Source organism: Streptomyces sp. NPDC033216, assembly GCF_055577115.1.
Window position 1 is genome coordinate 350,679 of record NZ_JBVIQK010000001.1, and the last position, 14,560, is coordinate 365,238.

General features: G+C 73.4%; 7 protein-coding genes. 2 read left to right on the forward strand and 5 right to left on the reverse strand.

Annotated features, from left to right (window positions below; genetic code table 11):
- Positions 1 to 30: 30 nt before the first annotated feature.
- Both ppdK and ACZ5Y0_RS01560 read right to left on the reverse strand, forming a co-directional pair.
- The gene (gene ppdK, locus ACZ5Y0_RS01555) at positions 31 to 2,778 is read right to left on the reverse strand and encodes a pyruvate, phosphate dikinase (RefSeq protein WP_469126625.1); all 2,748 of its coding nucleotides are present in this window, start codon (positions 2,776 to 2,778) and stop codon (positions 31 to 33) included.
- A gap of 440 nt (positions 2,779 to 3,218) precedes the next feature.
- Positions 3,219 to 4,448, reverse strand: coding sequence for an ROK family protein (locus tag ACZ5Y0_RS01560; protein WP_469126626.1), 1,230 nt, complete (start codon positions 4,446 to 4,448; stop codon positions 3,219 to 3,221).
- Positions 4,449 to 4,942: 494 nt separating this feature from the next.
- On the opposite strand from ACZ5Y0_RS01560, the gene ACZ5Y0_RS01565 reads away from it, so the two are divergent.
- Positions 4,943 to 6,739, forward strand: coding sequence for a CDP-alcohol phosphatidyltransferase (locus ACZ5Y0_RS01565; protein ID WP_469126627.1), 1,797 nt, complete (start codon positions 4,943 to 4,945; stop codon positions 6,737 to 6,739).
- A gap of 15 nt (positions 6,740 to 6,754) precedes the next feature.
- Here the strand turns inward: ACZ5Y0_RS01565 and dusB are convergent, their stop codons facing one another.
- Positions 6,755 to 7,924 (reverse strand): tRNA dihydrouridine synthase DusB, encoded by a 1,170-nt coding sequence (gene dusB, locus ACZ5Y0_RS01570; protein WP_469126628.1) that lies wholly within the window; start codon positions 7,922 to 7,924, stop codon positions 6,755 to 6,757.
- An 81-nt stretch (positions 7,925 to 8,005) separates the two neighbouring features.
- Here dusB and ACZ5Y0_RS01575 point away from each other — a divergent pair, with 81 nt between their 5' ends.
- Positions 8,006 to 9,451, forward strand: coding sequence for an MFS transporter (locus ACZ5Y0_RS01575; RefSeq protein WP_469126629.1), 1,446 nt, complete (start codon positions 8,006 to 8,008; stop codon positions 9,449 to 9,451).
- Between the two features lie 112 nt (positions 9,452 to 9,563).
- Here ACZ5Y0_RS01575 and ACZ5Y0_RS01580 read toward each other — a convergent pair whose 3' ends face one another.
- Complete coding sequence (locus tag ACZ5Y0_RS01580; RefSeq protein WP_469126630.1) at positions 9,564 to 14,027, reverse strand: HAD-IC family P-type ATPase; 4,464 nt, start codon at positions 14,025 to 14,027, stop codon at positions 9,564 to 9,566.
- Positions 14,027 to 14,512: a hypothetical protein gene (locus tag ACZ5Y0_RS01585; protein WP_469126631.1), complete on the reverse strand. Its 486-nt coding sequence runs from the start codon at positions 14,510 to 14,512 to the stop codon at positions 14,027 to 14,029. Before ACZ5Y0_RS01585 ends, ACZ5Y0_RS01580 begins: the two co-directional genes overlap by 1 nt.
- Positions 14,513 to 14,560: the final 48 nt, after the last annotated feature.

A 14,560-nucleotide genomic window follows, 5' to 3' on the forward strand; every position in this document is an offset into this window, starting at 1 on the left:
AGGTCCGTCAGGGGGTCCCCACCCCCCGGCTCAGCGGTGGTCGCTGCCCTCCGACTGGGTCGCCGCCCGGCCTGCCTCCAGTCGGGCGACCGGGATGCGGAAGGGGGAGCAGGAGACGTAGTCGAGGCCGACCTCGTGGAAGAAGTGGACGGACTCCGGGTCGCCGCCGTGCTCGCCGCAGACGCCGAGCTTCAGGTCGGGACGGGTCGCGCGGCCGGCTTCCGCGGCGGCCTTGACGAGGGAGCCGACGCCGTCCTTGTCGATGGTCTCGAAGGGGGAGACGCCGAAGATGCCCTTCTCCAGGTAGGCGGTGAAGAAGGAGGCCTCGACGTCGTCGCGGCTGAAGCCCCACACGGTCTGGGTGAGGTCGTTCGTGCCGAAGGAGAAGAACTCGGCCGCCTCGGCGATCTGGCCGGCGGTCAGCGCGGCCCGCGGCAGCTCGATCATCGTGCCGATGGACAGCTTCAGATCGGTGCCGGTGGCCTCCTGGACCTCGGCGATGACCTGGTCGGCCTCCTCGCGGACGATCTCCAGCTCCTGGACCGTGCCGACGAGCGGGATCATGATCTCCGCGCGCGGGTCGCCCTTGGCGGCCTTGCGTTCGGCCGCGGCCTCGGCGATGGCGCGGACCTGCATGGTGAAGAGGCCGGGAATGACCAGGCCCAGTCGTACGCCTCGCAGGCCCAGCATGGGGTTCTGCTCGTGGAGGCGGTGAACGGCCTGGAGCAGGCGCAGGTCGTTCTCGTGGGACTCCTGGCGGGACTCCGCGAGGGCGACCCGCACGGACAGTTCCGTGATGTCGGGGAGGAACTCGTGCAGCGGCGGGTCGAGGAGACGAACCGTGACCGGCAGACCGTCCATGGCCTCGAAGAGTTCCACGAAGTCCCGCTTCTGGAGCGGGAGCAGGCCCTTCAGGGACGCCTCACGCTCAGCTTCGGTGTCCGCGAGGATCAGGCGTTCCACCAGCTCGCGGCGGTCACCGAGGAACATGTGCTCGGTGCGGCACAGGCCGATGCCCTGGGCGCCGAAGCGGCGGGCGCGCAACGCGTCCTCGGCGTTGTCGGCGTTGGCGCGGACGCGCAGGCGGCGCTTGCGGTCGGCGAAGGCCATGATGCGGTGGACGGCCTCCACCAGCTCGTCGGCGTCGTCGGCGCCGGCGTGCATGCGGCCCTCGAAGTACTCGACGACGGGGGACGGTACGACGGGGACCTCACCGAGGTAGACCTTGCCGGACGAGCCGTCGATCGAGATCAGGTCGCCTTCCTCGACGACGTGTCCGCCGGGCACCGTCATCCGGCGGCGCTTGGTGTCGACCTCCAGCTCCTCCGCGCCGCAGACGCAGGTCTTGCCCATGCCGCGGGCGACGACCGCGGCGTGGGAGGTCTTGCCGCCGCGCGAGGTGAGGATGCCCTCGGCCGCGATCATGCCGTCGAGGTCGTCGGGGTTGGTCTCCCGGCGGACCAGGATGACCTTCTCGCCCGACCGGGACCACTTCACGGCGGTGTAGGAGTCGAAGACCGCCTTGCCGACGGCGGCGCCGGGCGAGGCGGCGATGCCCCGGCCGACCTGCTGGGTCCTGGCGTGCTCGTCGAAGCGGGGGAACATCAGCTGGGCGAGCTGGGCGCCGTTGACCCGCTGGAGGGCCTCGGTCTCGTCGATGAGGCCCTGGTCGACGAGCTGGGTGGCGATGCGGAAGGCCGCGCCGGCCGTGCGCTTGCCGACCCGGGTCTGGAGCATCCACAGCTGACCGCGCTCGATGGTGAACTCGATGTCGCAGAGGTCCTTGTAGTGGTTCTCCAGCGTCTCCATGATCTGCATCAGCTGGTCGTACGACTTCTTGTCGATGGTCTCCAGCTCGGCGAGCGGGACCGTGTTGCGGATGCCGGCGACGACGTCCTCGCCCTGGGCGTTCTGGAGGTAGTCGCCGTAGACGCCCTGGTGGCCGGAGGCGGGGTCGCGGGTGAAGGCGACGCCGGTGCCGGAGTCGGGGCCGAGGTTGCCGAAGACCATGGAACAGACGTTGACCGCGGTCCCCAGGTCGTGCGGGATGCGCTCCTGGCGGCGGTAGAGCTTGGCGCGGTCGGTGTTCCAGGAGTCGAAGACCGCGTGGATGGCGAGGTCCATCTGCTCGCGCGGGTCCTGCGGGAAGTCGCGCCCGGCCTCGGCCCTGACGATCTTCTTGAAGCGGGTGACCAGCTTCTTGAGGTCGGCGGCCTCCAGCTCGGTGTCGACGGTGACCTTCTTGGCCTCCTTGGCCGCCTCCAGCGCCTCCTCGAAGAGGTCGCCGTCGACGCCGAGGACGGTCTTGCCGAACATCTGGATGAGGCGCCGGTAGGAGTCCCAGGCGAAGCGGTCGTCGCCGGCCTGCCTGGCCAGGCCCTGGACCGACTTGTCGGAGAGGCCGATGTTGAGGACGGTGTCCATCATGCCGGGCATCGAGAACTTGGCACCGGAGCGGACGGAGACGAGCAGGGGGTCGTCGGCCTGGCCGAGCTTCTTGCCCATCCTCTCTTCCAGCGCGTCGAGGTGCGCACTCACCTCGTCACGCAGTGCCGCCGGCTCCTCGCCGCTGTCGAGGTAGACCTTGCAGGCCTCGGTGGTGATGGTGAACCCGGGCGGCACCGGCAGGCCGAGGTTGGTCATCTCGGCGAGGTTGGCGCCCTTGCCGCCGAGGAGGTCCTTGAGGTCCTTGTTGCCTTCGGTGAAGTCGTAAACGAACTTCACGGCCTCAACGCTCGTGGCCGTCCCGGCTACCGGGAGATCTTTGTTTTCCGACACGGGTCTCGACTCCTCGAGGACGCGGTGGCTGCCCTGACGGGCAGGAACATACCCAGATCAAAGGCATCTGGGTACGTCCACTTGCGCGTCATGCGCCTGTAACCCGTCGTCCGCCACTGGATCGAAAGTCAAAGCTTGGCCGACGCGGAGCAGCCGATGTTTTCACTTCTTGAACACACCCAGCCCTTCGGCACTCACTTTCTGCTCAGATGAGCGACTCCCACCACGCTTGATTTCGATCGATGAACGATCAGGGCGTGGCACTGAGTGCCACCCCTTGAGGAAGTGCAAACGAGCGCGCTCCGCTCATGTGAGCGCTACCCTTATCAAGGTGGCGAGAATCACGCTTCCACAGGCCGCCGGATTTCACCATCCGGACGCTCGCCCGGACCCGGTCCGTCCAGGAAACGCGCTCGTCACACGGGTCTCCGCCTTCCCGTTCACACCCCCAGCGCCAGCAGCCGTTCCTCCACCCGCGCGGGCGCGTACAGGTGCTCCACGACCAGCGCGCCGGCCCCCACCAGCCCCGCCCGCTCCCCCAGCCGTGAGGTCACCACCTCCAGTCGGGCCGTGGAGCGGGGCAGCGCCCGCTGGTAGAGCAGTTCGCGCACCCCGGTGAGGAAGGAGGTGCCGGCGAGGTCCCCGGCGATCATCAGCACACCCGGGTTGAGCAGCGTCACGACCGTCGCCAGCACGTCGCCGACCTGGCGTCCGGCCTCGCGGGCCAGCGCGGCCGCGCCCGGATGACCGGCGGCGAGCAGGTCCCGTACGTCCGCGCCGGAGGCGGCGGGCACCCCGGTCTCCGCCAGTCTCCGGGCCACCGCGCCGCCGCCGGCGACGGCCGCGAGGCAGCCGTGGGAGCCGCAGCGGCACGGCACCGCGGAGCCCACCCGGATGTGCCCGATGTCGCCGGCGCCGCCGTCGACACCCCGGAAGATCTCGCCGCCCACCACGACCCCGGCGCCGATCCCGGTGGACACCTTGACCAGCACGAACGCGGAGCATTCGGGGTATCGGGTGCGCTGCTCGCCGTACGCCATGAGGTTGGCGTCGTTGTCGACGAGGACGGGGACGGGCGCGGCGCCCGTGTGCCGCGTGAACGCCCTGGCGAGGCGGGAGCGGATGTCGTAGCCGTCCCAGCCGGGCATGATCGGCGGCTGGATCACCCGGCCCGTCTCGCTGTCGACGGGGCCGGGCACGGCGAGACCTATTCCGCATGCCTCGTCCGCCCGGTGGCCGGCCTTCTCCAGCAGTTCCGCGAACCAGCCGCCCAGCTCGCCGAGCACGGCGTCCGGACCGTCCTCCAGGGCCGGCGTGCCGGAGTGCTCGGCGAGGACCTCGCCGGTCAGAGACAGAACGGCCGCTCGCGCGTGCCGGGTGTCCAGGTCGGCGGCGAGGACGACGGCGTGCGTGTCGTCGAACTCGAGCGTGACGGAGGGACGGCCGCCCAGCGGGGAGTCGACCGGACCGCCCGCGCCCTCGCGCAGCCAGCCCGCGCGGAAGAGGCGGTCCAGGCGCTGTCCGACCGTGGCCCGGGACAGACCGGTGGCCTGCTGGAGGGCACCGCGTGTCGTGGCCCGGCCGGCGCGGACCAGCGCGAGCAGATCTCCCGCGCCATGTCGGCCGCCGCCCCTGCCCGTCCGTCCGGGCCGTCCGGGCCGTCCGGCCATGCGCACCCCCTGGTGTTGCTCAAGCCTTCGTCACATGGTGGGTTCCGCGTGTTAACCAGGCGTAACCCCGCGGTAACCACTACTCGGTCCGATGGGCGCCACCTGGCTCTTCCCCGATCGTGGTCCCGCCCGGCGCGTGACCGGACAGACCGGGGACGCGGCCCTCCCCCGTCGGCCGTAGCCGACGCCCGCGCGGCCGCCGGCGGGACGCTCGGCCACGGTGGCCCCACCTCGCGCGGCCACCTGGTCCACCGCGCCGGCCAGGGCCGCCTCGCCGACCGGCACCGCGAGGACCCGCCCCGCTCGGCGGCGGCCCCGTCGGTGCTGCTCACGGTGGTGGGCGGAGCCCAGGACCGCTCGTTTGCCGGGTGTTTGCCGACCGCTCGCCCGGACGGTTGAACACCGGGCGGGAGCACGCCGTACGAGACGATGGCGGCTCGGGTCCCACCACCGGGTCGCCGATCCACCCGGCTTCAGACGGAAGGACCCCTCGGGTGCCTGTCTTCACACGGTCTCGTGATCTGCCCGACTCCGGCGTCGGCGCGCCCGTCAGCGCCGAGGCGGCCGTGGAGGCCGAGTCGCCGGAGGGCGAGGCCGCGCCGCCCCGCACCCTCACGTCCCGTCTCGCGCACTGGTGGGCCTGGCGGGACCGCCATCCGCGGGCGGCGCGCGCGCTGTGGTGGACGACGACCGCGCTGGCCCTCGTGCTGGTGCTCGGGGCCATGGTGATGCCGAACCAGACGCAGCTCCTGCGGGCCGACCGGTTCGTGCGGCTGCCCGGCGAGGCGATCATCTCGGCGGCCGTGCTGCTGTCGCTGCCGCGCCGCCCGCGGGTGGTGGCCGCGGCGGCGCTCGGGGCCGGCCTCGCGGCGCTGACCGTGGTCAACGTCCTGGACATGGCGTACTCGCAGTACCTGGGCCGCGGCTTCAACCTGGTCCTGGACTGGGGGCTGCTGGACGACGCGCAGTCCTACGTCGCGGACTCGATGGGCGGGACCACGGCTCTCGCCGCCACGATCGGCCTGCTCCTGCTGATCGTCGCGCTGTTCGTCGTGATGGCCCTGGCGGCGGTGCGGCTGAGCGACGTGCTCACGCTCAACGTGTCCGCGGCGACCCGCGGCACGCTGGTCGCCGGCACGGTCTGGATCACCTGCTCCGTCCTCTCCGTCCAGTACGCCGGACTGCCGCTCGCGTTCAACCGCGCGGTCAGCGCCGTCACCGTCAAGGCCAAGGACGTACGGCAGACCCTCCAGGACGAGGCCGCCTTCGCCGAGGAGGCCCGCACGGACCCCTTCGGCGACACCCCGCCCGCGCAGCTCGTGCCCGACCTGCGCGGCAAGGACGTGATCTTCGCCTTCATCGAGAGCTACGGCCGCAGCGCGATCGAGGACCCGCTCATGTCCCCCGGCGTCGACCGGACGCTCACCGCGAGCACCGCCGCGCTGGCGAAGGCCGGGTACCACGCCAAGAGCGGCTGGCTGACCTCGGCGACCTTCGGCGGGAGCAGCTGGCTCGGTCACTCCACCACACTGTCCGGGCTGTGGATCGACAACCAGCAGCGCTATCGCACGGTCATGAACAGCGACCACCTCAGCCTGCCCAAGATCTTCCAGAAGACCGGGGCCTGGGACACGGTCGGCGTGATGCCCGGCATCCAGAAGGCCTGGCCCGAGCAGAGGCACTACGGCCTCGACAAGGTCTACAACGCCTTCCAGATGGGCTACCGGGGACCGAAGTTCAGCTGGTCGACGATGCCCGACCAGTACGCGCTGGAGGCGTTCCAGCGGCTGGAGCACGGCAGGGACCGCGACAAGCCGCTGATGTCGGAGATCATCCTGACCTCCAGCCACCAGCCGTGGGCCCCGCTCCCGGAGATGGTCGGCTGGGACGAGGTGGGCGACGGCTCGGTCTTCGACGGCATCCAGAAGGCCGGCGAGAAGGCGTCCGACGTCATCGCCGACTCGACCAGGTCCCGCAAGGCGTACGGCAGGTCGATCGAGTACTCGGTGACCGCCCTCACCCAGTGGCTGGAGCGCTACGGCACCGAGGACACCGTCCTGGTGTTCCTCGGCGACCACCAGCCCATCGCCCGGGTCAGCGGTGACGACGCCAGCCGGGACGTGCCGATCTCGATCGTCGCCAAGGACCCGAAGGTCCTCGACAAGGTCGCCGCCTGGAACTGGTCCGAAGGCCTCAAGCCGGCCCACGACGCCCCGGTCTGGAAGATGGACCTCTTCCGGGACCGCTTCCTCACGGCGTACGGGTCGACCCCGCATCCGTCGAAGGGCTGAACCGACCGGGGTGCCTCAGCCGCCGGAGGTGTCCAGTTCCGCTTCCTCGCCGATGCCCGCACAGTCGTAGGGGTCCTTGAGCCAGCCGTCCGGGAGGACGACCCTGTTGTTGCCGGAGGTGCGGCCGCGGGGGCCGTCGGCGCCGGTGGGCCAGGGCTGGTCGAGGTCCAGTTCGTCGAGTCCGGCCCGGAGCTCTTCGAGGGACGAGGTGATCGCGAGTCGCTTGCGCATCTCGGAGCCGACCGCGAAGCCCTTCAGGTACCAGGCCACGTGCTTGCGGAAGTCGACGACGCCCTTCGACTCGTCGCCGATCCACTCGCCGAGGAGGGTGGCGTGCCGGACCATGACGTCGGCGACCTCGCGCAGGGACGGGCGCGCGATGTCCTCGCCGCGCCCCTCGAAGGCGGCGACCAGGTCCGCGAACAGCCACGGCCGGCCCAGGCAGCCGCGGCCGACGACCACGCCGTCGCAGCCCGTCTCGCGCACCATCCGCAGCGCGTCCCCGGCGGACCAGATGTCGCCGTTGCCGAGGACGGGGATCTCCGGGACGTGTTCCTTCAACCGGGCGATCGCCTCCCAGTCGGCGGTGCCGCCGTAGTGCTGGGCGGCGGTACGGCCGTGCAGGGCGATGGCGGTGACCCCCTCCTCGACGGCGATGCGGCCGGCGTCGAGGTAGGTGATGTGGTCGTCGTCGATGCCCTTGCGCATCTTCATGGTGACGGGGAGGTCGCCGGCGCCGCTGACGGCCTCGCGGAGGATCGCACGGAGCAGGTTGCGCTTGTACGGGAGGGCGGAGCCGCCGCCCTTGCGGGTGACCTTCGGGACCGGGCAGCCGAAGTTGAGGTCGATGTGGTCGGCCAGGCCCTCTTCCGCGATCATGCGGACGGCCTTGCCGACGGTCGCCGGGTCCACGCCGTACAGCTGGATCGAGCGCGGTTTCTCGCTCGCGTCGAAGTGGATCAGCTGCATGGTCTTCTCGTTGCGCTCGACCAGGGCCCGGGTCGTGATCATCTCGCTCACGAACAGGCCCCTGCCGCCGCCGGCCCCGTCCTGCGACCCGCCTTCGGCGAAGTGCCGGCACAGGGTGCGGAAGGGTGCGTTGGTGATACCGGCCATGGGGGCGAGGACGACCGGCGGCGCAACGGTGTGCGGGCCGATGCGCAGGGGGGAAACGGGCGTGGACATCCGCCCATTGTCGCGCATGGACGGTGATCATGTAACGGTCATTAGTTAACCGCACTATTGAAATCCGCGTACCATGACCGCATGTCAGAGTTGAGCCAGCGACGACGTCTGCTCGTGCTCGCGATCTGCTGCATGAGCCTGCTGATCGTGAGCCTCGACAACACCGTCCTCAATGTCGCCCTCCCCGCGATGGAGCGCGACCTGAACGCCGGCACCTCCGGCCTCCAGTGGACGATCGACGCGTACACCCTCGTACTCGCCTCCCTGCTGATGCTCGCCGGATCCACGGCCGACCGGATCGGCCGCAGAAAGGTCTTCCTCGCGGGCCTGGTCGTGTTCTCGCTCGGCTCCCTGCTCTGCTCCCTCGCCCCCAGCCTGGAACTGCTGGTCGTGGCCCGCATGGTGCAGGCGGTCGGCGGCTCGATGCTCAACCCGGTCGCCATGTCCATCATCACCAACACGTTCACGGACCCGCGTGAGCGCGCCCGCGCGATCGGCGTGTGGGGTGCGGTCGTCGGCATCTCCATGGCCGCCGGACCCCTGATCGGCGGCCTGCTGGTGGAGTCCGTCGGCTGGCGCTCCATCTTCTGGGTCAACCTGCCGGTCGGCCTCGCCGCCCTCCTGCTGACCCTGCGCCACGTCCCCGAGTCCCGCGCCCCGAAGGCCCGCCGCCCCGACCCGGTGGGCCAGCTCCTCGTCATCGCCCTCTTCGGCTGCCTGACGTACGCGATCATCGAGGCCCCCGAAGCGGGGCCGGGCACGAGCCTGCCCTTCGCGGCCGTCTCCCTTGCCGCCCTCCTCGGGCTCCTGCGCTACGAGCCCCGCCGCGACGAGCCCCTCATCGACCTGCGGTTCTTCGGTTCGGCGCCGTTCAGCGGGGCCACCGTGATCGCGATCAGCGCGTTCGCCGCCCTCGGCGGATTCCTGTTCCTGTCCACGCTGTACCTCCAGAACGTGCGCGGTCTCGACGCCCTCCACGCCGGACTGTGGATGCTGCCGATGGCCCTTCCCACGTTCCTGTGCGCGCCCCTGTCCGGGCGGCTCGTCGGCAGCCGGGGGCCACGGGTGCCGCTGTTCGTCGCCGGGCTCGCGATGACCGCGAGCGGGGTGCTGTTCGCCGCCTTCGACGCGGAGACGTCCGACACCACGCTGCTCCTCGGATACGTGCTGTTCGGCATCGGCTTCGGCTTCGTCAACGCGCCGATCACCAACACGGCGGTCTCCGGGATGCCTCGCGCCCAGGCCGGCGTCGCCGCCGCCGTCGCCTCCACCAGCCGACAGCTCGGCCAGACCCTCGGGGTCGCGGTGATCGGGGCGGTGCTCGCGGGGGGCATCGGGGCGTCGGCGTACCGGGAGACCTTCGTGTCCGCGGCGGTACCGGGGTGGTGGATCCTCGCCGGGTGCGGGGCGGTGGTGCTGGTGGTGGGAGTGCTCAGCAGCGGGGCCTGGGCGCGGGGGACCGCCGCGCGGACGGCCGGACGGTTGGCTTCTCCCGAGGTTCGCGAAGGTTCACAGGTCGGCGCGTAACGCGTGCGGCCGGCTCGGGGGGGCACGGGCTGCCGGGTGAGGACGGTCCGCGGCCGGCCGGCCGCGGGACGGAGCCACGGACCGGCGCGGCCCCGCGCCCGAGGGCCCGCGCTCACGTCGGTCGAGAGGCCGAGGCCGGCCGACGCCTCAGCAGTGCCTGCTCCACCCCTGGCAGTGCCCTCTGGCCCGCCAGGGCCAGGGCTATCGCCGCCAGGACTCCCGCCCAGGCCACGGGGCCCAGCGGGGTGCAGCCGAAGAACCGGCTCGCTCCCGGCGTCTCCACCAGGGCGAACAGTGCCGCTGCCGAGCCCAGGGACGTGAGGCGGACCAGGCGGCTGTCCCGGCGGTCGGCCAGGGTCTGGGCCAGCTGGGTGCCCACCACCGCGCACAGGGCCATCGTCGTCGAGCGGCGGTTCGTGCCGGGGGTGAAGCGGCCGATGAGCCAGGCGACGGTGGCGCCGAGGCAGGTGGTGAGGGCCCGGTGGCGGATCTGGCGGATGAGGGGGGCGCCGAGGACGGCCGTACCCAGGGGGGCGTCGGTCTCCGGGGAGTCGGTCTCCTCCTTGGGGGTCACCGCCACCGCCATCGCCGGGAACAGGTCCGTGAACAGGTTGACCAGCAGCATCTGGCGGGTGGACAGGGGGGCGGAGCCCGACAGGAGGGTGCCGAGGACGCCGAAGCCGACCTCACCCGCGTTGCCGCCGATCAGGATGGCGATGGCGTCGGCGACGCTGTGCCAGAGGGACCGTCCTTCCTGGACGGCCTCGATGAGGACCGACAGGTCGTCGCCGGTGACGACGAGGTCGGCGGCGTTGCGGGCGGCGGCCGAACCGCGGGCGCTGATGCCGACGCCGATGTCGGCCGCTCGGATCGCGGCGGCGTCGTTGGCGCCGTCGCCGACCATGCCGACGACCCGGCCGGCGTCCCGGAGGGCCTCGACGACCTGGAGCTTCTGCTCGGGCGCGACCCGCGCCACGACATCGGCGTCGCGGAGCATCCGGGAGCGGACGGAGCGGTCGGCGGCGGCGAGTTCGTCACCGGTGACCACGTTCGCGTCGTCCGGCCAGCCCAGTCCGACGGCGATGGCGTGGGCGGTCCGCGGGTGGTCGCCGGTCAGGACGACGGGCCGTACGCCCGCCTCGCGCAGCCCGCGGACCAGGGCCGGCGAGGTCTCTCGCGGCACGTCGGCGAGGGCAACGAACCCGGTGAACTCCAAATCCGCCAAGGGGGTTTCGAGGACGTCCGCCGCCTTGTCGGCGTCCGCCAGGGGACGTCGGGCGACCGCCAGGACGCGCAGGCCGTCGCCGGCGAGGGACTGGGACCTGTCCTGGATGTGGGCGGGCAGGCCGGCGCACATGGACAGGACCGTCTCGGGGGCGCCCTTGACGACCAGGACGGGTGAACCGTCGGCGGCGCGGCCGACCGCCGCCGCGTAGCCCCGGCCGGCCTCGAAGGCCAGTCCCTCGCTCTGCCGCCATTCGGGGTCCGGGCCGGCGGCGTCCAGCACGGCCTCGTCGGTGGCGTGGACCGGGCGGTGCGGGTCGCCGTCGAGGCGGGGGCAGGCTCGGGCCGCGGCACGCAGGGTCTCGGCGGCGGCCGGGTCGTCGGGGCTGTGGACCGTGCCGTCCGGGCCGGCCACCCGCACCAGGCGCAGCCGGTTCTCCGTGAGGGTGCCGGTCTTGTCGAAACAGATGGTGTCCATGCGGCCCAGCGCCTCCAGGGTGCGCGGGGTGCGGACGAGGAGGCCGCGGCTGCTGAGCCGGCGGGCGGCGGCGAGCTGCGCGACCGTGGCGACCAGGGGCAGCCCTTCGGGTACGGCGGCCACGGCGACGGCGACCCCGCCGCTCACGGCACGGCGGATCGGGGTGCCCCGCAGCAGCGCCAGGCCGGTCACCGCGGCACCGCCCGCCAGGGTCAGCGGCATGGCCTTGCGGGTCAGTTCCTGAAGGCGGGCCTGTACTCCGGCGGCCGGCGGGATGCGCGCGGCGAGGGAGACGGCTCGGGCGGCCTCGGTGCGGTCGCCGGTGTCGACGACGACGGCCCGGGCGTGCCCGGCCACCACGGTCGTCCCCTCGAAGACCATGCAGTGCCGTTCGGCCACGGGGGCGCTCGGAGTGGCGTCCACGGCCTTGTCGACCGGCAGGGACTCGCCGGTGAGCGCCGACTCGTCGACCTCCAGTCCGTCCTCCCACAGCAGGCGGGCGTCGGCGGGCACCACGTCGTCGGTCGTGAGGTCGATGACCTGGCCGGGGCCGAGCCTGGCGGCGTCGACCACGTGGGTGGTTCGCTGGTCGGCGACCCGCGCCTTCTGCTTCTGCCCGGCGACCAGCCCCGACAGGGCACGCTCGGCCCGTAGCCGCTGGATGCCGCCGACCAGGGCGTTCAGGTCGAGGGCGCCGACGACCAGCAGGGCGTCCACGACCGAGCCGAGGATCGCGGACGCCGCCGAGCCGACGATCAGCACCGGAGTGAGCGGGTCGTCCAGCTCACCGCGCACGGCCCGTGCGAGCTGCCCCGACCAGCGCGCCGGCGCCAGCACGGGAAGTCGTACGACTCTGTCGGACGCCGTGCGCACACGGGCCGCCGCCCGTTCGACGGGGGTCGGCTCCGGGGGCGCCTCGCGCGCCAGCCGGTCCCGCACGTCGTCCGGATGCAGGGAGTGCCAGGCGACCCGGGGCCGGGGACGCGGAGGACGGGCCAGGGCGACGCCGAGAGCCGCGCGTGCCCCGGTCAGCAGAGCCGCCGCCGCGCCCGCGTCGACGGGCGCGTGCCGCAGGCCCGGCAGCGGGGAGACCGGGCGCCCGCGGGACTCGCCGACGGCCACGAGCAGGCCCGACAGCGCGGCGCCGGACCGGGCCAGGGTCTGCGACCGGCCGCCGACGCGGCGGGCCGCCGGCACGGCGGTCAGCAGCCGCCACACGTCCGCCAGACCGTGCGGGGCGAGGACGTCCGCGCCCCACACCACCTGGCCGTCCTCGTCGGTGAGGGCGACGGCCACGTCACCGCGCAGCAGACCGGCGGTGACGTCCGCGTCGCCGTGCGGGCGGGGGCGGGCGACGGTGACGACACCGCCGCCGCCCCGCAGTCCGTCGACCACGTCGCTCAACGGGCGGTCCGCGCCCACCACCTGGTCGGCGAGGCCGGTGAAGTCGGCCAGCGCCGGGTCGTCGACGACCACGACGCGCAGGCCCGCCCGACGGGCGGCGTCCAGGACGGGCTCGGTCCACGGGTCGGCGCCCGCGCCGGGCTTCCTCAGCGCGCTGGGGTGCAGGACGACCGTCCCGGCCATCTCCAGCTGCCGCAGCCGGTCCGGGTCGCGCACCAGCACGCCCGCGCGAGAGAGGGCCCCGCTGAGGACGGCGTGGAAGACGGCGGGCCCGTACCGCGCCGCCTTCGGGGAACCGGCCAGGACCGCCTCGGCCGACTCCGAGAGGTCGTGCTTGACGATCAGCGCCGCCGCCGCGCCCAGGACGCTGCCGGCCGAGGCGTGGGCGGCGTACTCCTGGGCCGGGGAGGTGCGCAGCGGCGGGCGTGCGGACGGATCGGCGGGCACGCTGTGCCGGTGCGGCGCGCACAGCTCGTCGTGCACGGTCTCGAAGGCGGCCGTCCGCACCACCGCCTCCGCGAGCTGGCCGGCGCGCAGCGTCCCGTCGAGGACCAGCGAGGTGGGCGTGTGCCCGGCGCCGTGCACGGCCGCGTTGGCGACGGCGGCGACGACCTCCATGCGGGCGTCGCCCAGCCGGGCCCGCAGCCAGGACCGGAAACGGGGATTCTCCCGCAGCAGCGTGACCACGGCGGTCACCAGGCGCGGCGAGGCCGGCAGCCGCATCGCGGATCCCGCCAGCGCGGCCACGACCCCCACGGCGTCGGCCGCGAGGGTCTCGGCGGCGGTCCGCACGGAGGCGGGATGGCCGGGGTGTCCGAGGTCCTCCACGTCGTCCCCGGCGGGCACCAGCCCGTGCCGCTCCGCGAGTGCCGTCGCCCGGTCGAGGACGTTGTCGCTCACTGCCTCCTCGACCGCCACCACGACCAGCCGCGCCAGCCCGCTGTCCCAGTAGGCGAGGGCGACGTCCGGGTGCTCGGCGAGCGCGGCGGCCGCGCGACGGGCACGGTGCTCGAAGGAGTGGGTGCGGACGGTGGCGTCCGCGGGGGGCCCGGCGGCCGGGCCGTCCGGTTGCGCGGCCTCCCCGAGGGCCTCGGCCGCCGGTCGGCGCGGACCGTCGGGGGCGGTGTCCGCGCCGGCCTCGGTGCCCGGCCGACGCGGTCCCTCGGGCATGGCGTCCGCAGGGGGCTCGGCGTCCGGTCGGCCCCGTTCCTCGGGGGCGGCTTCCCGCAGGATCAGGTGGGTGCGGGGGCCGGCGTGCCAGTGGGGGGAGCCGCCCGGCAGGGCGGTGCGGGTGACCCGGGCCATGCGCATCGCTGAATCCGCGGCGCGTACGCCGGCCCTGGCCGTGCCCGCGACCGCGCCGGCGGCGACGCCGACCGCCGGGGCCGTTCCGCGGGCGATCAGGCGTGGACCGGCCAGGACCAGGCCGGCGGCGGCCGCCGTGGGGCGGGTGAGGATTCCAGCGGCCATCACTCACCCCCGGGCGTCTCGTCCGGCACGCGGCGGTGGCGGGTGGGCAGCTTGCCGGAAGGGGTCGCGGGTGCCGTCGTGCTCTCCGCCGCGGCAGCCGCCGCCGACTGCCTGGCGAGCACGTTCGGCGTGGGCGGGACGCTGGACGCCGCTTCCTCGGTACGGTTCCCGGTCTCGCTCGGGCCCGCGTCGGCCCCCGTACCCGCCGCGTCGCCGTCCGCCCGCCGCCGCGGCCGTGGCTGGGTCAGCCAGGCCACCGCCGCTCCGGTGACCGCGATGGGCCATTCCACGACCCCCGCGACGCCGAGCACCCCGGCGCCGGTGTAGACGGCGAGCCGCCGACCGCGCGGCGACACCGCGCCGACCTTGTCCAGCGTGCCCTCGGCGGCCCGCCCCACCAGGCCGGCGCCCGGCACCCTGCCCAGCACCGAGGCGGCCGCCCGCAGCGGCTGTGGGAGTTCCCGCGTCGACTTCTGCTCGGTCATGGCTCTCACTCCTCGGGAGGGGCCCCCTGTCCGAGTTCCCCGCACCGC